33 protein-coding genes are annotated in these 18,517 nt (G+C 45.2%); 24 read left to right on the forward strand and 9 right to left on the reverse strand.

Going from position 1 to position 18,517, the window contains the following annotated elements; all coding sequences use genetic code 11:
• Positions 1-31 precede the first annotated feature (31 nt).
• The 4 genes from H6G77_RS15945 to H6G77_RS15960 form a co-directional block, all read right to left on the reverse strand.
• Positions 32-619: a hypothetical protein gene (locus H6G77_RS15945; RefSeq protein WP_190872074.1), complete on the reverse strand. Its 588-nt coding sequence runs from the start codon at positions 617-619 to the stop codon at positions 32-34.
• A 1-nt stretch (position 620) separates the two neighbouring features.
• A complete protein-coding gene (locus H6G77_RS15950) occupies positions 621-890 on the reverse strand; it encodes a hypothetical protein (protein ID WP_190872075.1) in 270 nt (89 codons plus the stop codon).
• 108 nt (positions 891-998) lie between these two features.
• A complete protein-coding gene (locus H6G77_RS15955; protein ID WP_199331521.1) occupies positions 999-2,495 on the reverse strand; it encodes a terminase family protein in 1,497 nt (498 codons plus the stop codon).
• The gene (locus H6G77_RS15960) at positions 2,477-2,953 is read right to left on the reverse strand and encodes a hypothetical protein (protein WP_190872076.1); all 477 of its coding nucleotides are present in this window, start codon (positions 2,951-2,953) and stop codon (positions 2,477-2,479) included. Before H6G77_RS15960 ends, H6G77_RS15955 begins: the two co-directional genes overlap by 19 nt.
• A gap of 52 nt (positions 2,954-3,005) precedes the next feature.
• On the opposite strand from H6G77_RS15960, the gene H6G77_RS15965 reads away from it, so the two are divergent.
• Positions 3,006-3,347, forward strand: coding sequence for a DUF6464 family protein (locus H6G77_RS15965; RefSeq protein ID WP_190872077.1), 342 nt, complete (start codon positions 3,006-3,008; stop codon positions 3,345-3,347).
• Entirely contained in the window at positions 3,337-3,540 is a 204-nt protein-coding gene (locus H6G77_RS15970; protein ID WP_190872078.1) for a hypothetical protein, read from the forward strand. The genes H6G77_RS15965 and H6G77_RS15970 overlap by 11 nt, the downstream gene beginning before the upstream one ends.
• Here the strand turns inward: H6G77_RS15970 and H6G77_RS15975 are convergent.
• Positions 3,509-3,793, reverse strand: a complete 285-nt coding sequence (locus H6G77_RS15975) for an HU family DNA-binding protein (protein ID WP_190872079.1) — start codon at positions 3,791-3,793, stop codon at positions 3,509-3,511. The genes H6G77_RS15970 and H6G77_RS15975 overlap by 32 nt on opposite strands.
• Before the next feature lie 81 nt (positions 3,794-3,874).
• Here H6G77_RS15975 and H6G77_RS15980 point away from each other — a divergent pair, with 81 nt between their 5' ends.
• Positions 3,875-4,741, forward strand: a complete 867-nt coding sequence (locus H6G77_RS15980; protein WP_190872080.1) for a hypothetical protein — start codon at positions 3,875-3,877, stop codon at positions 4,739-4,741.
• Positions 4,742-4,889: 148 nt separating this feature from the next.
• Here H6G77_RS15980 and H6G77_RS36260 read toward each other — a convergent pair whose 3' ends face one another.
• Complete coding sequence (locus H6G77_RS36260; RefSeq protein ID WP_277880577.1) at positions 4,890-5,012, reverse strand: hypothetical protein; 123 nt, start codon at positions 5,010-5,012, stop codon at positions 4,890-4,892.
• A 16-nt stretch (positions 5,013-5,028) separates the two neighbouring features.
• On the opposite strand from H6G77_RS36260, the gene H6G77_RS15985 reads away from it, so the two are divergent.
• The 11 genes from H6G77_RS15985 (at position 5,029) to H6G77_RS16035 (ending at position 11,364) form a co-directional block, all read left to right on the forward strand.
• Positions 5,029-6,417 carry a DUF4055 domain-containing protein gene (locus tag H6G77_RS15985; RefSeq protein ID WP_190872081.1) on the forward strand — a complete coding sequence of 463 codons (1,389 nt, stop codon included), beginning with the start codon at positions 5,029-5,031 and terminating at the stop codon, positions 6,415-6,417.
• Positions 6,418-6,635: 218 nt separating this feature from the next.
• Positions 6,636-7,235, forward strand: a complete 600-nt coding sequence (locus tag H6G77_RS15990; RefSeq protein WP_190872082.1) for a hypothetical protein — start codon at positions 6,636-6,638, stop codon at positions 7,233-7,235.
• Between the two features lie 4 nt (positions 7,236-7,239).
• Entirely contained in the window at positions 7,240-7,614 is a 375-nt protein-coding gene (locus H6G77_RS15995; RefSeq protein ID WP_190872083.1) for a hypothetical protein, read from the forward strand.
• A 5-nt stretch (positions 7,615-7,619) separates the two neighbouring features.
• Positions 7,620-8,090 carry a hypothetical protein gene (locus H6G77_RS16000; RefSeq protein WP_190872084.1) on the forward strand — a complete coding sequence of 157 codons (471 nt, stop codon included), beginning with the start codon at positions 7,620-7,622 and terminating at the stop codon, positions 8,088-8,090.
• A 47-nt stretch (positions 8,091-8,137) separates the two neighbouring features.
• Complete coding sequence (locus H6G77_RS16005) at positions 8,138-8,941, forward strand: hypothetical protein (RefSeq protein ID WP_190872085.1); 804 nt, start codon at positions 8,138-8,140, stop codon at positions 8,939-8,941.
• Positions 8,942-8,943: 2 nt separating this feature from the next.
• On the forward strand, positions 8,944-9,630 hold the full coding sequence (locus H6G77_RS16010; protein WP_190872086.1) for a hypothetical protein: 687 nt from the start codon (positions 8,944-8,946) through the stop codon (positions 9,628-9,630).
• Between the two features lie 2 nt (positions 9,631-9,632).
• Positions 9,633-9,938, forward strand: a complete 306-nt coding sequence (locus H6G77_RS16015) for a DUF6527 family protein (RefSeq protein WP_190872087.1) — start codon at positions 9,633-9,635, stop codon at positions 9,936-9,938.
• A gap of 18 nt (positions 9,939-9,956) precedes the next feature.
• The gene (locus tag H6G77_RS16020; RefSeq protein ID WP_190872088.1) at positions 9,957-10,226 is read left to right on the forward strand and encodes a Gp49 family protein; all 270 of its coding nucleotides are present in this window, start codon (positions 9,957-9,959) and stop codon (positions 10,224-10,226) included.
• Positions 10,223-10,636: a hypothetical protein gene (locus H6G77_RS16025; RefSeq protein WP_190872089.1), complete on the forward strand. Its 414-nt coding sequence runs from the start codon at positions 10,223-10,225 to the stop codon at positions 10,634-10,636. The genes H6G77_RS16020 and H6G77_RS16025 overlap by 4 nt, the downstream gene beginning before the upstream one ends.
• Complete coding sequence (locus H6G77_RS16030) at positions 10,636-10,800, forward strand: hypothetical protein (RefSeq protein ID WP_190872090.1); 165 nt, start codon at positions 10,636-10,638, stop codon at positions 10,798-10,800. Before H6G77_RS16025 ends, H6G77_RS16030 begins: the two co-directional genes overlap by 1 nt.
• A gap of 180 nt (positions 10,801-10,980) precedes the next feature.
• Positions 10,981-11,364, forward strand: coding sequence for a hypothetical protein (locus H6G77_RS16035; RefSeq protein ID WP_190872091.1), 384 nt, complete (start codon positions 10,981-10,983; stop codon positions 11,362-11,364).
• An 18-nt stretch (positions 11,365-11,382) separates the two neighbouring features.
• Here the strand turns inward: H6G77_RS16035 and H6G77_RS16040 are convergent, their stop codons facing one another.
• Complete coding sequence (locus H6G77_RS16040) at positions 11,383-12,342, reverse strand: hypothetical protein (protein WP_190872092.1); 960 nt, start codon at positions 12,340-12,342, stop codon at positions 11,383-11,385.
• 38 nt (positions 12,343-12,380) lie between these two features.
• Here H6G77_RS16040 and H6G77_RS16045 point away from each other — a divergent pair, with 38 nt between their 5' ends.
• The 5 genes from H6G77_RS16045 (at position 12,381) to H6G77_RS16065 (ending at position 15,356) form a co-directional block, all read left to right on the forward strand.
• Complete coding sequence (locus H6G77_RS16045) at positions 12,381-12,806, forward strand: hypothetical protein (RefSeq protein ID WP_190872093.1); 426 nt, start codon at positions 12,381-12,383, stop codon at positions 12,804-12,806.
• 69 nt (positions 12,807-12,875) lie between these two features.
• Positions 12,876-13,574, forward strand: a complete 699-nt coding sequence (locus H6G77_RS16050) for a hypothetical protein (RefSeq protein ID WP_190872094.1) — start codon at positions 12,876-12,878, stop codon at positions 13,572-13,574.
• A gap of 35 nt (positions 13,575-13,609) precedes the next feature.
• A complete protein-coding gene (locus H6G77_RS16055; protein ID WP_190872095.1) occupies positions 13,610-14,158 on the forward strand; it encodes a hypothetical protein in 549 nt (182 codons plus the stop codon).
• 47 nt (positions 14,159-14,205) lie between these two features.
• A complete protein-coding gene (locus H6G77_RS16060) occupies positions 14,206-14,904 on the forward strand; it encodes a hypothetical protein (RefSeq protein ID WP_190872096.1) in 699 nt (232 codons plus the stop codon).
• Positions 14,905-14,984: 80 nt separating this feature from the next.
• Positions 14,985-15,356, forward strand: a complete 372-nt coding sequence (locus H6G77_RS16065; RefSeq protein WP_190872097.1) for a hypothetical protein — start codon at positions 14,985-14,987, stop codon at positions 15,354-15,356.
• A gap of 60 nt (positions 15,357-15,416) precedes the next feature.
• On the opposite strand, the gene H6G77_RS16070 is transcribed toward H6G77_RS16065, so the two are convergent.
• Both H6G77_RS16070 and H6G77_RS16075 read right to left on the reverse strand, forming a co-directional pair.
• Positions 15,417-15,659 carry a hypothetical protein gene (locus tag H6G77_RS16070; protein ID WP_190872098.1) on the reverse strand — a complete coding sequence of 81 codons (243 nt, stop codon included), beginning with the start codon at positions 15,657-15,659 and terminating at the stop codon, positions 15,417-15,419.
• Between the two features lie 83 nt (positions 15,660-15,742).
• Positions 15,743-15,943 carry a hypothetical protein gene (locus tag H6G77_RS16075; RefSeq protein ID WP_190872099.1) on the reverse strand — a complete coding sequence of 67 codons (201 nt, stop codon included), beginning with the start codon at positions 15,941-15,943 and terminating at the stop codon, positions 15,743-15,745.
• Here H6G77_RS16075 and H6G77_RS16080 point away from each other — a divergent pair.
• From H6G77_RS16080 to H6G77_RS16100, 5 genes are all read left to right on the forward strand, one after another.
• Positions 15,937-16,131, forward strand: coding sequence for a hypothetical protein (locus H6G77_RS16080; protein ID WP_190872100.1), 195 nt, complete (start codon positions 15,937-15,939; stop codon positions 16,129-16,131). The two genes, H6G77_RS16075 and H6G77_RS16080, sit on opposite strands and share 7 nt — an antisense overlap.
• Entirely contained in the window at positions 16,124-16,519 is a 396-nt protein-coding gene (locus H6G77_RS16085) for a hypothetical protein (protein WP_190872101.1), read from the forward strand. Before H6G77_RS16080 ends, H6G77_RS16085 begins: the two co-directional genes overlap by 8 nt.
• A gap of 251 nt (positions 16,520-16,770) precedes the next feature.
• On the forward strand, positions 16,771-17,163 hold the full coding sequence (locus H6G77_RS16090; protein WP_190872102.1) for a hypothetical protein: 393 nt from the start codon (positions 16,771-16,773) through the stop codon (positions 17,161-17,163).
• A gap of 6 nt (positions 17,164-17,169) precedes the next feature.
• Positions 17,170-17,724 (forward strand): hypothetical protein, encoded by a 555-nt coding sequence (locus H6G77_RS16095; RefSeq protein WP_190872103.1) that lies wholly within the window; start codon positions 17,170-17,172, stop codon positions 17,722-17,724.
• Between the two features lie 95 nt (positions 17,725-17,819).
• A complete protein-coding gene (locus H6G77_RS16100) occupies positions 17,820-18,473 on the forward strand; it encodes a hypothetical protein (protein ID WP_190872104.1) in 654 nt (217 codons plus the stop codon).
• The last annotated feature ends 44 nt before the right edge of the window (positions 18,474-18,517 follow it).

An 18,517-nucleotide genomic window follows, 5' to 3' on the forward strand; every position in this document is an offset into this window, starting at 1 on the left:
TAAAAAATCATAATGGGATAGTTGCGGAAAATTAAATTCTCCGCCGGACTATCATTGTGAAATTTCTTCCCCAATAGCCTTTAGCAGCTTCCTCAACTAAGCCCACCCAATCCAGCATCTCTAGTTGTTCCTGCCAAGAAAGTACCTTGGTGGGAGTTATTTCAAGGATTCGCAAAGCTGCTGTGTGAAAAATTCGTGATGGGTTAATTGCTGCGGCATTGCCACCGCCCAGTACTTCCAAGTTGATATCCCAGCAGCCGAGACAATGGATAGTGCCAGAGCGGTAAAGATGAAATACCGCAAGGCGATGCGATAGCGGAGGCGCATCCCAATCAGCACGCGATCGCAGTAGGAAAGGCACTCCGTCGAACTCCCCAACCAACTCTGCTTCGATTTCTCGCAAGGAATCCAGGGTGAGAAGATAATCCCAATCGCCAAGCTTGGGGATAATTCTGTAAGTACCAATTGCACCCTTGGTTTCTCGCTCAATTCGCAGCATGGCGCAATCATCGCTGTAGTGGCGCTTGAGGATATATGATTTACTGCGCTTCTTGCGTCGTCGGCGCATTCGCACTTGCACCCACTCCACCAACAGATTGAGCCATCTGAGTACCTGCACATTATTTCCGCCCTTTGCCACTTAAGAGAGAGCCGACAGCAAGAGCGATCGCATCTGTTGGTAATCCCAAAATCGTGGCGATTATCCCAACACCCGCCGTGAATAGCTGCACATTCAAATCTTTGCTGGCAACGCTGAGGTGATAATCGCCAGATTTGTCAGTTTTAAATTCGATATTGATTGATTGAAATACAATCAATCCTGTCACGACAATGGCGAATAGATAAGAATATCCCTTGCCTATTTTAGAATCAGGTGGCGGGGAGGTCATCGTTGATACTTGGTGGCTGCCTTTCTACAATGCCCTTCGTTTCAACAGTGAACAGTTATCAGTTATCAGTTACCAAACTGTTCACTGTTCACTGATAACTGTAATAACCTATCCCCACACCGCAGTATCCTCGCCCCAGATTGAGAAAGTGATTTCGCCAAAGGCATACACAACAGCATCCCCACAGTCAGGGCTTCTTCCTATCCGCTTTTGAATATCCTCTTTGGCTTCAATTTGGATTTTGGATGCTGAAGTGATTTTCCATCTTGGCGCGGTTAAGTCTGCCAGTAACTCCGAGTCATCAGGCAAAGCAATATCGTTGCCACTCTCAGGATCAAGCAGTTCTCGCAGATGCCAATACCATTCAGCGCGTTTATTGATAAAACCAAACTTGCCACTTTTATCCCTAGCATCCGAGCCGGCTGCACCATTAGCTGCATGAGCATTTACACCTCGCTCAATACAAGCGTCATAAGGACTTGAGCCAACACCACAAATATCAATGTGGGCGTAGGCATCACCGACAAGTGTTACTTGTACTAATGATGCGATCGCTCCGCCATTGGGTGTGGTTTTGCCTGGATGTCGCTGCAATTTATCAATGTAGTTGCCATACCTAGGAGCTAGGACAGTTTTAGCTGCACCACCCCGCGCCACGTCTACACCCAATGAAGTCATAGGAATATTAGGACGCTGGCCCCATCGCTTCATCGCTGCTTGCACCCACTCAGTTGGGATAACTTGCCAAGGATCGTCCTCGATTCCGGCTGTAAAGTCGCCGCGCAACATCTGGCTTCGCAGTGGTTCAGGTAATCCCATCAACACCGCTTTGTAATTGGTCTTTGAGTAATAAGGATTATCGTCAATTTTGGCGGGGACAAAGGTGCGCGACCTTGGAATATATAACTCGCCGTTGATTTCCACTGGATCAGAATTGGGTACTTCCACATCTCGCCCTTGAGGGGAAGATTCATCAACCACGACTATAAACCAGCGCAATTCCCCCGGTGCTGCTGGATTGGGATATTTTAGGTCAAGCCAAGGCCCCCAATAGTCAATAACCCATCGCCCTTCAGATGTTGTTGGTGGGTTGCCAGTGCAAATTACCCTGACTCGCTGATTTTCATCCGCAGTTCTCGCCCAACCGGTTAGGAACTTGAACATGGTGCGAGAAAAGTGAGTGATTTCGTCAAATGCCTTGAGGTCGTGTGGTCGCCCCTGGTACTTTTCTACATCTTCTTCGTATTGGCAGGCTCCTAACTCTAGGGTACGCCCATCATCTAAAATCCAGATTTTTTCTGTTGAGTTATAACTGCCATTTGTCTTGATGATTTTGCGCGATCGCTGAATAATCCCTTTAAGCTGCGGATACTCACGCCGAAAGATAATTGAGTTTTGGTGATTAGTAATAGACAAGCCAAGAATCAAATCAGTTTTACCGCCGCCAGCCGCGCCCCCGTAGAAAAGTTCATCAGCCTGCGACTCATACGCCATTGTTTGCGGCCCGCTTAATGGTCGCCATAATGGAGTAGTCGAACGCTCATCAACTACAGCAACAAGACTTACAGCTTCTTCCCACTGCTGCCTTAAGCCCTTCTTTGCCACGCATTTCTAAGCTCAGTTAAAAATTCTTCAGGGCCAATCTCAAGTTCGATCGCCCTCTCAACCAAATCAGCCACAGTTTCAGGTTTAAGCTTGCGCTTGAGTTCAATCAGTTTTACCAATGCAGTCGCCGTACTGCCCTTACCTAATTCCGATCCTGGTAGACTGGCGTGGATATCAGCGATCGCAGCTTGAATCACTTCAATATCATCTAGTCCGTCGCTCGTATCGTGTCGTTTAACAGCTTCTCGCAGTTTTGTCCCGCCAAGTTTCTCTTTTGGCTTAGGTTGAAGTGGAATGACATTGGTTGTCGTATTCTTTTCTCTCAGCTTTCGCCATTCACCATCATTTGCCCATCGCTCGATAGTCCGGCGGTTCACACCAATAGAGTCAGCGATCGCTTGGATGGATTCGCCGACTATAAACTTAGCTTTGGCAATTTCTTTCTTATCCTGCGACACGGAGGTACTGACTCAAGACATCATGTAAACTACAATGCCCAAATTATAAGGATTGTCGCAGTGTCGCATTATGCCCAAAATTGATTTTTTCTATGTCGTTGCGCTATCAATCATCGTTCTCAACGCCGTCGTTATGTTCACCCAAGCGGGAATTTTTGGTGTTGCCCGCGGAACCATCTGGATGAGCGTCTGGGGAGTGCTGGGTTATTGGGATTGGCAAGTCCAGAGACGCAAGCGGATAGAGCAAGAGCAAGAGCTTGCTGAAGCAGTGAATAGAGTAAAACCCGACTTTGTAGGCGATCGCACCTGCAAAAACAACGCGAAGTCACCATATATTAGATGTGCTATTAATCCTTGCGGCCCGTGCAAAGAGTGTAAGTATTATGAGCAATAGCACAGATGAAGATTGGTTGCAGGCTGCACAGCGACTTTATCAATTGCACTATCAAGACAGCCTTTCCAGAGAGTGCTACCAAATAAAACTTGCAGAGTGGGAAACGCTGCACCCCGAAATTAAGATTTTAATAGCTCATGAGGTGCGGCGGGTGTCTTTGATTAGTCTTTCGCTGCTGCAACCAACTCCTTGAAATTTTTTCCGGCAGAGAATCCTGGTACTCTAGTCGCCGGAATTTCTAGTTTCTCATTTGTCTTGGGGTTGCGTCCTTCACGGGCTTTTCTGTCCCTGGGTTCAAAAGTTCCAAAGCCCACAAGCGTCACCTTGTCGCCATTAGCGACCGCTTCAACGATCGCCTCTGTTGCAGCAGTTAGCACTGCATCAGCTTGCTTTTTGGTGATACCTGTTTTGTCCGCTACTGCGTCAATCAATTCGCCCTTATTCATTGCTGTACCTCGGTTTCAGCCATTTTCTAACGTATTGTAAACAAAGGCACTCTAGCTTGACCAGTAGTTCGCCAGAATGCCATGAAAATTAATAATGCGCTCCTATTATCCTTGCTATTCCGGGATTTTCCAGAGATAGCAACACAAGTTTCAAATACCATTGCTTACGTAGCAGTTATTAATGGTCGTCCCTGTCTAATCCTTTGCTGTCCAGATTTACTCACAACAACACTACTGTTTAACTCTGGAGAGATAATTTCTACTAAATTAAAATCATTTCTTAACTTTGAAATCCTATTAGAATGTAGCCATGAAGCGATAGGAGAAGTCGAAATGGTTGCAGTTGCAGATCGAGTTGAAAACAGCAACGTATCTGAGATTAAGCTGTTAAATATAGAAACTCTGGCATTGGCGACAAATCAATCTATTCCAAAAGTTAAAATCTTGCTTGCTCAAGCGGGAGCGCCAGTTTACCCTCAAACCAATGGCACTGAAGCTATAGAGGAAACGGTGTTTGATGCTGTACTGCTTACTTGGGCGAAGTCCTTGAAAGAAGGGGGGCAGGCTAAGACTGAAGATCCAAAGCAATCAGAAGCCAAGCCACGCAAAGCATCAGCTAAAGTTTTGACTGCTGAATTAACTGCTGACGACATTATTAAAGTTAAATCTGGTAGCAATGCAGGTTCGCCGAACCTCACCCAAAGGGGAGTTCAGCAAACTCTTGAAAACTTTTTCAACAAGGTTAAATTTGACGACACAACCAAAGTTGACGCGGTGAGTGCCTTTATTGAAGGGACAAGTGAATTTGGGCAAGCACTACGCAAGAAAATAGCCGCAGCTTACAAGAAATTCACCACTAAGCCGAACATGGAAGAAGTGGAAACTAAGTTGATTGAGGGAGCTAAGACTTATCTAGAGTCTATGGCGGCAACAGCGAGTGAGGAGTAATAATATAGGTGCGGCGAATGTCGGGTTCCACCCGTGTTGCAGAAACCTTCTAAAACAGCCAGGAATTATGCACTAGCCGCACTTGGCAGAGTGGCGGAAACGAAGACGCAGTACCCTTTGACCTATCGGACGCGATAGTAGGGACGTGCTACACATTGCGGTAGCGTGTAGGTGCAAGTCCTACCTTTGCCATCAGGGAATTTTGGCTACGTACTCTACCCCTACGTTGCTTGCCTTCCCAAAATTCCAGCCTGCCTTCAACCTTAAGCATCGCTGCTGCTGCATACTTGGAAGAATTGCAGCTGCTGGGAGATTGCTGGAATGGGTTGAAAGGCAGAGAGAAAGCCTATTTACCGCGAGAGGCGAAAGAACCGCCCCAAGCCTGGAGCGATCGCATTCGCCGCACAACTTTCGACAATCGCTTTGAACCCGCAATCAAAGACTATGCAGGACTTTTGAGCGTTTTTAGCTTAAATGATGATGTCGCCCAATCGATACTTGACAACCAGGACAATATTGACCAGTGTGGCAATGACTTATGGACATTTTTCCATGAAGCTGACCAATACTGCCTTAGAGATGGTTGGTGCGGGATTATGGTTGAATTCCCGCCAGCAGATGAAAGCATCAATTCTCAAGCTGATTTGTTGGCAAGCGATCGCCGTCCTTACCTAGTCTTGGTAGACCGCCGTGACATCCTCAACTGGCGAACAATCAAGGTAAATGGTAAACCCGTACTAGTTCAGGTAACAATCAGAGAAGTTCGTCTTGAGCCAGATGGTGACTTTGGAGAAAAAGAAGCGATATACTACCGGGTGCTACGTCCAGGCGAATATTTTGTTTTCCAAATTCTTGAAAGCAAAGTAGGCGGATCTGAAATAATCCTGATTGAGCAGGGGACAACCAGCCTAGATTCAATCCCTCTTGTTTATTACTCGGTCACAGAATCGCAACTCTTTGCAGCCAAAGCACCTTTTTACAACCTAGCCAAACTGAATATCGAACACTACCAAAAGCGCAGTCAACTTAATGAAGTGCTGAGAAAGTGTAACTTGCCTGTGCCGGTGAGAAAGGGTTTAATCAGAACGGTAGATGATCTCAAAAAAGTCCCGCCGCTGGTGATTGGCCCGAACAGTGTCCTGGATATCCCGACGGAAGGGGACTTCTTTTTTGCTGAACCTTCAGGAAGCGCGATCGCAGCTTCCAAGGAAGATTTGAAAGATTTAGAAGCCGCGATGAATCGCATGACATTGGACTTTTTGACTAGTGGCGATCATCAAAAAACTGCAACTGAAGTTGTTCTGGACTCCACAAAAACCAGTGCCAACTTAAAAGGTGTGTCCCGCCGTAAAGAATCGGCCATGCAGCAGGTATTTGATTATTGGGTGCAGTATACCGGGGAGATTGAAGGTGGCAGCATTGCAATGGATGAAGATTTATTGTCTATGCCGACCACACCGGAACAAGTCGATAAACTTGAATCCCTTGCCACAGGTGGATTTATCAGCCAGCGCACACTACTGCTGCTACTGCAACGAGGCAAGGTTTTACCGCGCCAATTCAATATTGATGAGGAAGTGGCGGCGACAGAGCAAGTTCAACAAGATGAGATTTTAGCTGATGCCCAAAACATTCAAGCCGAAGGGGACACCCTTGACCCAAGCTCAACTCTTTAACCTCGCCACCATCCGCCAATCCGATATGGATGAAATGGTAAGGCGATCGCAACCTCATGAAAAACTTTTCATAAATGCCAAAGTGAGGGTGTAAGGGTACAGGGTATAGGGGTGTAGGGGAGAAGAGGGGGACAAGGGAGCAATCTTTCTACCTTGTCTACCCTCTCAACCTTGCCTCCCCTCACTCCCTACTCCCTACTCCCTACTCCCCACCCCCCGTGTACCGGTTCGACACACAAAGCCATAGATACCGAGATGTAGAAACTGGGCGATTTGTGAAATACGCCCAAGTTCTTGAGACTGTCAACTCTGAAGTTAGTCGCCTTGAGGTGCGATTGAAGGGACACGCACGCCTACTTGCTCAAGGCAAAATTGACATCGCTGAATTCCAAACCCGTATGGCACTTTCCCTAAAAGAATCGCACCTAAGAAACGCGGCTATAGGTGCGGGAGGGAGTAATCAATTGACTCCATCGCATTATGGCAAAGTTGGGGCGCAACTCAAAAAACAATACAAATATCTTTATGGCTTCGGACAAGATTTAGCAGAAGGCAAGCTGACCAAAGAACAGGCGATTAAACGGGCTGGGAGTTATGCTAAATCTGCAAGAACTTCGTTTTTTGAGGCAGAATTTACCAGTCGGGGCAAGGTTGGGTTCTACGCCAAACGCTTGCTGGATGCCCAAGCTAAACATTGCTTATCATGTATTAGCTACCAGCGATTAACCTGGACACCTGTACAGAATGTTATTCCGCCTGGGGTTGATTGTGAGTGCGGCGGGAATTGCAGATGTCGTTTAGTATTTCGGAAGGTTTGAAGCTATGAAGTCAGAAAATTTAGACAACTTAATTCCAGTGTTTGGAGTAGCTTTAATCGTAACTAAAATCATTCTTTTCGCCTTTGCTATCTGGCGATTTTTTCATGTTCAGTTGTTAGATGCGATCGCACTTGTTTCTGTAGGCGAATTTTTGGGTTGGGTTGGTAGCAACGCCCTGAAAGAATGGGGAAAATTTCTTAAACGTCAATCAAAGATAGACTTTCAGGATTTAATTTTTGGAAATACTTACGAAATTTACAGCAGTGAAGATGACTCACTCATCGCCTCTGGGGAGTTGATGAGTATCACGCAGGAAGGATTGAGGCTAAAAAATTATTACCTGCCAAGCAAAGACTACGAGAAAATTTATATTGTTTAGTGACTATGCCTTTCACCCTAGAGCAAAGATACCAAATCCTCACCGCACTCAATGAAGCTTTGTTGAGAACTGACCAGATGCGATCGCAGTACACTGACTACAGTGGCGAATTTTACAGGTTTGACGCTACTCTCACCCCAACCGAATACCAGAAAAATCGCCCTGTGCCACTACTATTTCAAAAAGATGATATCTGGGCAAGGTTGGACAAGATTGAGGCTGAGTCTGAATTCCTGGTTAGTCAAGTTATGCAAATAATGACTGATTTTCAGACTTTGGAGAGGGCGATAATTGCGGAGCGATCTAGCCCGAATGCTGCACTAAAAAAAGCCGATGTTCTTGAATGGGAAGGCTCAAGAGCATCGGGTATGTTTGCCCAAAGAGATGATTTAATTGAGAAATTGCGGTATCAGTTGGGATTACCACCAAGCCCAGATCCAGCAGGTGGAAGCGGCGGAATGCTATTGAGAAGCTGAAACGGGAATCATGCGAGTGATATTTCTTGCAAGAAAACCCAAAAACCATGCCAGGAAGCTTAACTGATTATTGTGAAGCCGCACTCCTCAATCAATTATTTGGCGGTACACCCTACAGCACACCAAACACTTTGTATTTCGGCTACATGGTTGGTGTCGCCGGAGAGACTGGCCCTGGCGCAGAACCTTCAGGCGGCGGCTATGCCCGTGTCGCCGTTACCAACAACACAACAAATTTTGCAGTAACCAGCAACCAAATCAAGACCAACGCCACCGAGATTCAATTCAATGAGGCGACTAGCAATCACGGGCTTATTCAGGCGATCGGGATTTGGGACTCTCCCACAAGCGGCAATTTGCTAATTTACTTCCCTCTCTCCAGCCCAGTAAATATCACGGTTGGCGATGCGATGCGGATTCCAGTCGGCAGCCTCACGGTGCAATTTACAGCCGGTGGCTTGAGTAATTATGTGAAAAATGCACTACTTAATCAGTTGTTAGGCTTAGTACCTTTCAATGTAATCACTACCCTATACGTCGCCTACGCCACCAGCACCCCGACTGACGCAGTAGCAGGTACAGAACCCAGTGGTAATGGGTATGGTCGTGCAGCCGTCACCAACAATACCAATAATTTTCCAACCGCAACCCTAGGCAGTAAAACCAACGCCGCGAACATCGCTTTCGGTGAGGCGACGGGTTCACAAGGCACTGCTACTCACGTTCAGTTTTTTGATGCTTCCAGCGGTGGTAACTATTTGGGGCGTTATGCCTTATCGCCAACCCAAGCTATTACCTCTGGCACAATTCCGACAATTCCCGCCAACGCCCTCACCATTACCCTTGACTAATCATGCCAGTAGTCTATTTAAGTGCTGGGACTCTGGCATCTACAACAGAGTCCGATATTGATGAGATTAAGATTGTTAAAAACATTAGTCGCCCTGGCGTAATTTCCACCGTTTCAACTGCAACATCTGGATTAATAGCCAAGAAGCGATCTGTTAAACCAGACGCAGCCAACATCACAAGCGGTTTATCTGGTACGCTCAAGCGTAATTTAAAATTTCCGGCAGGTACTCTGGCATCTGCAACCACTACTAATATCAAGTTTTTCCTTAACGCATCTCCCGCCGCACCACCTCAAGGGGTTTTGTACCGTGCGGACTTGAGTACTTTGTTGGGTGCGACTGCGCCAAGGTTCAAGGGTTCGCGGTTGGTTAAAGGCGACTTGGTTCCAATGTCCTTCAGGGTGAACGGGCAGAAACTTGATGGGCTTGAGGCAGAATTTACAGCCAAGCGCAAAGATGATCCGTTGGCGGCGGCGATCGTCAAATCGTCACTGCATCAAACTGATCCAGTGATAGATAGCCAAACTAAGGTTGAAACTATGATGGGGTCGTTTGCTCTAGAACCTAGCGACACCTCCGACTTTCCTGATTCTGAAGTTGAGTTGAGCTACTCTGTCAAATTTAGTGATGGATTGGGGCGGGTTTATACGATTGAAATCGGCAGTTTTACCGTTTATTCAGCAGGGTAAAAATGAGCAAGTTGCTACCTATTGAAGAGAGCGGGCAAATAGTTGGCTACCTCTTTGATTGCCCAGGCTGCGGCAATTCTCACGCTCCTTATATTCGCCCATTTAAAAACGACAAGGGAGCAAGTTGGACTTTTAACGGCGATATGAACAAGCCAACTTTTCAACCAAGTATTTTGGCTAAGGTTGAACGAACCGACGGCAGTAAAATAATGGTGTGTCATAGCTTTGTGACTGACGGACGAATTCAATTCTTGAGCGACTGCACTCATGAACTAGCAGGGCGGACAGTTGATTTACCTGAACAATAATTGATTCAATTTAAAGATATGAGCAGCAATCGAGTAACACCAGAGCAAATCGCAGCACTTTTAGACAGTGCAGAAACACAAGAACACGTATTTTGGAGCAAAGAATTAGTTGTCAGCTACAAACTGTCCAATGGCTTTACAATTTGCGGACGCGGCGCGTGCGTTGACCCTGCAAATTTTGACATTGAAATTGGCAGAAGAGTTGCTAGAGAGAATGCTGAAAACCAGCTATGGCAGCTAGAAGGCTATGTGCTGCAAAATAAACTGCATGAACAAGGGGCGTTGTGACTTCCCCTTTCTCTGGCTTTGATAACACCACCCTCACTTTTCAAATTGCTGACGGCTCCCATAAAGCCAACGCGATCGGCAATTACATCCCTTTAACCATCCCCGTAATCATCAAAGCACTGCTCAAGCAAACAACTGACACCTCAGCAGTCGAACGCTACGCCAGGGAGATTCAGCAGTTTGCTGGCGCTGATGGCTATGCTTCACTACTTGAGGGGTATTTGGTTGCACCTGTGACTTATCCCAAGGGCGTAGAATTTCTGATGGAAGCCGACGCTGAAATTATAGTAGCCGTTGGCAAGCCAGAGAAAGGGCGATTCAAGTTGTTACCTATTACTCAATCACCCTACCTTGTAGGTGCGGGGGTTGATATAGTTACGCCAATCAAGGGAATATTTCGGAGGAATTGATGGCGCTGGCTAAAATCAAAGTCATTCCTGCAAAATTTAATCCCTTCATCAAAGACTTTCGCCATTATTATCATGTCTACTTCAATGAGGAGAAATTAGCCTACTGCATTGGTAGCTGTACTCGGCAGATTGTGGATAATCTATATAAATTGAAAATACTTTGATGTACGAAAACAGCCACATAGACTACACTGCAATCCAACAGAAACTTGAATCGGCGAAAAACAAGATTGAGGCGGCTTTGATAATAATTTCGGAACACAACCCTAAACAAATCAATGAACATTTAAATCCTGCATCCGAAATACTTATAGATGTCATTTTGTCCTTGGAATTTGGAAGAAATGAATAATATCAACATTTCTCAAATCAACGCCGCCATCGCCAAATCCTTTGATGTAGCTGTGGATGCTTTGGCGGATTCTTGTCAAAATGCTTTAGCTGATGATATCTGGGACTGGCCACGCCAGACGGTTCGCCGCAACGGGGATGTAGTGGGGAGTCCCCGCGATCGCGTGGATAGTGAAGAACTGATTGATTCCCTTGTGATTTCCCGATCTGCTAACGCCGCCGAACTTACCTGGGAGGCTGACCACGCCGCAATTGTTCACGATGGCGCGACCACCCAAAATGGCGCTGAACTACCTGGAACACCTTGGACAAAGGTCGGTATCGAGAACTGTGATGTAGCCGAGGTGATGCAAAGGCAGTTAAATAAACTACTCTGATGGTTCCTGTAAAATTTTTCAAGAACCTACAAGCGTCGGTTGAATCCAATTCCACTTTCTTTCAGTACGCCCTTCACCCACTGCGCTACGTCGCCAATGCCCACGCCTCCAGTGAGGAGAGGGAGAAGAGTGAGTTCCACCCTTGCTAATTCTAGATTTACTGGACTCTTGAAGTCTAAGCCACCGGGGATATAAACATTTTTCTTTCGGCTCTTTACTTGAGACAAAGCCACTACCAACAGTTTCTCTGTAACTAACAGCCTCAATCTCAGTCCTTTCAAAGGATAAAAACATGAGGCTTTGCATCACCAAATCTCGCAGTTCTCGCAAAAAAGCTTTGTCTAACTCGTTTGACCTTGAGCTTCCCAAATCCCCATCCCGTTGCTCAAGCTTGCCGCCATTTATTCCCCATCCAGAAAACCAAACGGTTCCTTGGGTATCTACACAGCAATAGTGAACATTTACATCATGTTCATGTTTTAAATGTGGGACTTTCAATCCATATTTTTCACCAGTTGACCACTCAGGATGATGGATATTGGAGGCATGAATATTAAGGTAATCCACATAGCCACCATCAGGCGATCGCACCCCACCATCCGGCAATAACAACATCAGTGAATGAATTGGCAAATGTGCCACCAAATCATTAAAAATCGCATTCTCGTCACCAATATCAGTTTGAGTAAAAAGTTCTAATAAATTTTCATCCAAACAATAAATTGGCGCATCCTGTACCAGCCATAAAGCATGGCGATGTGACGTAAATCGCTGTGCTAAATCAAATCTAGTGTTGTTGAATTCTGGAGATATTAAAGTAATTAAAGCTGCTAATTCCTGCCACTGAATATAGCTTTTAGGAACTCTGTAATTTTTCTTAAGTAGTGCGCGGTAAAGCCCCGATGCGCCAGCTTTGATAAAAGCCTGTGTTTGTGAATGGCGATTATCAAGTTCAAGGATTATCCTATCTTTGTACACAAGAATTAGATTGTTTTAACAACCAATAAAATACTACCATGATTGACCCTATCAATTTCCGCAATGACATCATTGCAATCCTCGCCAATCGATTAGGAGAATACACCTTTCCTAACGGTGTAAAAACTAAAGCACTTGCCACCCTTCCAGATCCACAACTCGGCTACCAATACCCACCAAGCGGGACAAAAACTTCAGGACTAGAAGTAGTGATCAAGCGTCCATATCCAGAAACTGAGAGCAATATTGGAGGCGATCGCACTTTATCTTACACATGGGAAGTTCACCTCAAGCAGTGGGATACACAGGATAGCTTGATTGAGGCGATCGGTTTATTGTCGGGTGATTTACCAGGAGACTACTTAATAGAAAGAGTGAGCTTTATGCCGCCTTCTGAAAAACTTTTAACTGTTGAGCAGTGTAAATTTTTTATTCAGGAATGGGCGGTTGTGGTTCCGGTATAAACTACCAGACTATTTGACAAAATTAATTTGTTTGTTGTAGTCATTAGTTAATAGCTAGTGGCTAATTATATGCAACAACATAATTTTATTAAACACCCAGATAAGAGTATAGAATGCCAGATTTGCAAGTGGACTTGGTTTTACGATATTGAAAACTGCGAGGTGGACAATCCACGACTACCGCCTATCGTGCAGTGGGATGACGTAGAAACACTAAATCTCAAAACGATTAGTCAACTCAAAAAAATAAATTTAGCTCCTAGTGAAGAAACTACACCCCGCGCAGTCGCTTGGGTGTGGGACAGAAATAAAGAGTGGGGTGTGTGGATACCGCTTTATCATGAAGATGGTTGCAAGTGGAACCCCAGGGATAATTACATTACTAAATTTAAATTACAAGCTGTATATCTACTTTCAAGAGGATGGATTAAACAGTTAGGAAAGTCAGATAAAGAGTTAGTAAATTTACGCTTTCCCAATGGGCCAACTATTAAGCTTTACAGCAGGCAAAGAGTTGAAAAATTCTTGGCAGACCACGCCGAGGAATACGCTGAATGGCTAGACAAGCGTGATAAGCATATTGCCATTTTTGAAAACAATAAAGACAAAATATTTGCCAAGCGCAATGCTATCAAAGAGCAAACTAAACTGTGCTTAAAATGCGCTTCTGGTTGCTCACTTGAAAAAGGGATCTTCTGTGCAATTCATCCGATGGGTTTGCTTGATATGCCATGCCCTGATTTTAAAGAAAGAGTGGATTCGGTATAATGCTGTACTGTCCGGTGAACGTTCGGTGAACGCTTGTGAACAGTGCCAACAAAGTCCCAGTGAAAGGCTTGACGAGTCGCTACAACATTGGAAAAACAGCACTTTACGCCAGATTTGATGCGGCTGGTGTGAAACCAATTAAAGAAGGGACACGCTCTTATATTTCACATCAAGACCTAGAAGAACTTGATAGACTTGACTCTTATTTAAAAACGGGCGGCGTTCTCTCAGAATTTCGCCCAAGTATTGTACCGATTGAAGAAATTAGCAGTATTGAGATGCTGCAAGATGAGCCAGATAATCTCGCAGCAAACTGGCTGATGAATGTAGTTGAAAGGCTGATATTTACTTCTCAAAAATCCCCGCTTGACCGATATCGAGAATTAGAAGAAGTAGCACAAAATGAATGGATTTTATCAACTTCAGATGTTGAAGCAATTATTGGTATGAAACCGAGAATACTGGGAGTGACTTACGGCAGTTTTCAAATTATTCGCTGCGGTAAAGTTGGCAGAGAAGCGGGTTGGCTTATCAAGAAATCAGTCAACAGCGAACAGTTGCCATTTTTTACTGATAACTGGTAACTGAATCGGGGAACCCTGCCTTCGGATCAAAATCTCCGGAGAAAGAAATGAGCCAAACTTTTCAGGTTGGTGCAGGTAATAAGGTAAAACTTTACGTTGCACTACTTCCCTTGGGAATCCGCACCGAACCAGTAGACGTAGAAATCACCGCCTCCAGTGGCATCACCAACAACGCAACCAGCATCACTGTCGCGGCTTTAGATGGCCCCATCGCTGGTGGCACACCACTCCCTTTCGACAACGGAACAGCAGAACTCACTGTTTATTTAGCCGCCGACGCTAAAGAGGGTGACACAACTTTGGCGATCGAAGCGGCAAGTGGAGCTTTAACAGGTAGCTCTACTGCTGAGTATGTCGCCAAAAAGCGGCTACTCGGTGGTACTCAGTTGAACGCGAATATTAACTCCGACAGAACCGACGTGTTGGTGTTTGAAGACCCACTCGGTTACAAGGATGGAGCGATTACAGCACAGTCTTGGGAATTACCTTGGACTGCGAACCTGCTAACTAGCGATGATGCCTTTCGCCGCGCGGCTTTTGCCGCCGCTAACGCTGTTTCTGGTAGAGAAGTTTATGTATGGCAGGAAGATCCGCCACCTGCTGGTTTCGCCGTGGGAGATGGGTTGAAAGGTGCTTGTTGCGTGATGAATTTTCAAAAATCGCTGCAATCGACAGGTATATGTACAGTTACTTGCACATTCATGGGGCAGGGTTCGCCCACAATCACGCGCTACGCTGCTGCCTAGCGACTTAGTTTCTGAAAAATTTTTCATGATTGACGCTCTCTTTGCGGGAGCGTTATTTTTTTGGAAAAACACATAAAATCATGACTTGGCAACACTCCCAACAAAACCCGCCTCACTGGTGGCAATTACATTTAGGCAACGGGCTACTAGAAATAACAATTAAGCGTAACTCTCAGGGCTATTGCGCCTCTCTTGGACGTGGTAAGCCCTGCCGCGAAAAAATATTCCCCACGCTACCAGAGGCTAAAGCATGGGGAATCAAAGAAGCTAAATTGGTTTTGCGCCAGATGCGGTGCGAGTTGTATCCCGTTAACTGGTTGCTTGCCCTGTGCTTGCTGCTGCTTGGTTTTTTAGGCGGGATTTGGTTGGTGTATTTCAATCCTGCCTTGCCGTCAACTATTGAGTCGGTAAACTCTATTTTGCAACCAGTACAGTGGTTGATTTTGTCATAAGTGGCTCTAAGTGCAGTTTCATAAACGTCCTGAAAAGTTTCTCATAAATTAAATACCTCGCTATTCGTCGTCATCGTCAATCACTTCATCGCCAATGTCTGCCGATCTCAAAGCTCTGCGATGCAGGTTTGAAAACGACGGCGACTCATGCTCACGTTCAACAATCTGGCGGACAAATTTAGCTAGGGACATTTGCTTCCAACGCGCTACTCGCTGAAATTCTTCGTATGTCTTAGGAGACAGAGTGATACTGATTTGCGGAGAAGTGCGATCGGCCATCGTCTGTGTTGTTAATTGTTCCATTTGATTATCTATGAAAAATGGAAAGCATTGCATTCTACTTTTACATTTTACTAGAATGCAATGCTTTCTACATGCTTTCTATGCTAGAATTTTTTCGTCAACAGATGCAACAAGCGAGATGAGCCGATCGCCCCAGTACTACATCTATATAAATTCTCCGGAGTGGCGAGATAAGTCAAAACAATGTCAGTCGCTAACCAAAAACCATTGCGCTGTCTTCCCCTGGTGCAGGAGTCGCCACGCTCACCATCTGACGTACAGCAACTTTCAAAAAGAAATGCCACTGCGTGACACAGTGCCGTTGTCCAAGTTCGCGCACTGGGTCGTGCATTGGTGGATATTTTGGAAAACGCCGTTGCGCCCTTGGGTTAATTTTTTGCTGCGATCGCTATTAATTTTTTGGGCGATCGCATGGTTTATCCTACCGACACCGACAAAACGTAAGCGTGTGAGGCGCAAGAAGTATGCGTAAAAAGTTATTAGAATGCGCTTCTGTTGTCACTTCCTCGCTCGGAATATCGGGACTAGTAGTGACCGCTTTAGGTGCAAGCGGTTTAATTTTGGGGCTTTCTGGAAAGGTAGTTGTCAGGTTAGGTGAAGCCCTAAAAACTCATGAATTAACTATCGACAAGATGGTGACTTATGGAGGCAACGCCGGAATCATTGGCTTGTGCAGTGCTAGTTGTGGAGCAGCAGTAGCTTGGTTTGTTGGGGACAAGCTAGATTGCTTCGGCGAACTTGAGGAAGCATCCCAAAAACACCATTGCAGTGGATGTGCTTATTTCTCTGCTAATCCCTATTTGCCTTGTGCTGTAAATCCTCACCTGCCTCAAAATTGCAAAGATTTTACTGCTCATTGAGTTGCACTATTTGTCACTGAAGTGGCGTTGTACTAACTGCTTGCATACCGCGCAAAACTGCTGCACTACTTATTCTCTCGTCAAAGTAGTTGCACCACACGGTTAATAAAACGTGCATTTAACAGCACAGTCCAACAAAAATTGCGTCAAATGTTGATTAAATCTCTAAAAAATTTGCACATTCCTTGCAGAGTAACCAGTTGCGCTAAATGTCGCTTGCAACAGTCGTTTGAAAAATCGGGTTTAGGGGTATGCCGCTAAAAAAGGAGTCACCAAGAATAATTTATGAATCCTGCCTGGGTAAACCTGTCCGCAGTTACCAATGGCAAGCACTCAAGCAGCAACTAACTAATTCAAGATTGCCGCTTACTTTAGACAATTTACGGTTTGTCGCCAAGTGCAAAAAAGTTGCGCCGAGGAAGGCGATCACATCCGAAGTTCTGCATCTAGTAGTTCAGTCGGCAATTGATTTAAAGGGTGAGGTTAAAGGCGCGGTGCTAAAGGATTACGTCTACCAGAAACATCCTTCTATTTCTCGTGATAAGTTCTACCGTGCATTCAGAAGCGTAGGCATCAGCTACCACAATGACAGCACTTATTCTGTGTCTGAACTTGGAGAAGTTTTGTACAAATTATTCGCATAGGAAACTATGAATCAAAATCAAGTCAAAGCGATTCAATCCCGCTTATCCAGTAGAGGGCAGAAGTTCACCCTCGGACAAATTAGAGAACACATTGCCGCTAACTACGATGATGAAGAACTTAGTCAAGAACAAATTTCGGAGATTGTTGACAAGCTTTCCGGTTCATCGGAAATGGTTCCGGCGGGTGCAGGTGAACTGAGCAATTTTCAAAAGAAGTCCTTAATTAAGGAAATCGCTGTTGAGCTAAACCTGAACCTATCTTTTGAGCAAATCAAAGATATCAGCCAAAAAATGAACTGGGCTTTGAGTGATCGCACTTCACTCAAAGAACGTATTCAGTCAGCGATGATTGCTTATATTGACTACCAAGTAGATCAAGACTTGCGACAGACTGACGAGATGATGCAGGAAGTCACTACGCATTTGAGCCAGAGATTGCAGGAAAGTAATCAACATTTCAATAACAAGGCCAGCGAATTTTCTCAGCAGATAAATGGTGCTGTGGAAAAATTTCGCACCACAGAAGCAGAAATTCTTGACCTCTTCAAAGTCCCTAGTTGACGACATCGCAGATTACCGAGAGCGACATTTCATCAATCTGCTGCTACTGCTATTCATCCTCCCAATCGCGTTGTTTGTCTCTCAGAAAATATTTTATGAAGCACATCAAAACCCGTATCAATACCAAAACCAGAGCAGGTAAAGCCGCGCAAAGGGTGGCTGGTGTAACTGTATCTGAACTGCAACAAGCCCTAACAGGTGATCAAGCTGTACTAAGAAAGCTTGGCGCTATGTACCAAGAAGGCAAGATGACTGCTACCCTTATGCCTGCCATCATCGAAACTGTCAAAACCAAAATTAACAACGAGCAAGAGTGGAATAAATTTCTAGGTGAATTTGTGACTGATGGCAGCAAAGCCGAGGTTGAAATTCAAAAAGCCAAGCGTCAAGCCAGTTTTGCCAATATCAAATACTGGGACGAGATGCAAGAACTCAAAGAACAGTTCAAAGCCCAGTTAGAGATTGAAACTGGTCGTCATGAATGGGCGATTGACTATGGTAGGGCTAAGTTTCTCGCCGACATGATTATTCAAGATGTTGAGGGTAAGGTTCGGTTGCTTGAGCAGCGATCGCGTATTGAATTAAAGCAAATTCAAGAGGATCGGGCGTATGAGCTAAAGTCTGCCCAGCACCTTTTAGAGAACGGCGAACAATCTAATTTGGCATTAATCCACAGACGCGATTACGCAGCAGAAGCAAGAAGCCCGGTTGGAGTGATGCAGCGACTCCGCAACGCTTTAGGTATTTAATGTTCAGCAAAAAGCCCACTACTACAGCTAGTGGGCAGAAGTTT

The organism is Aulosira sp. FACHB-615 (genome assembly GCF_014698045.1).
In the GTDB taxonomy this organism is placed as follows: domain Bacteria; phylum Cyanobacteriota; class Cyanobacteriia; order Cyanobacteriales; family Nostocaceae; genus Nostoc_B.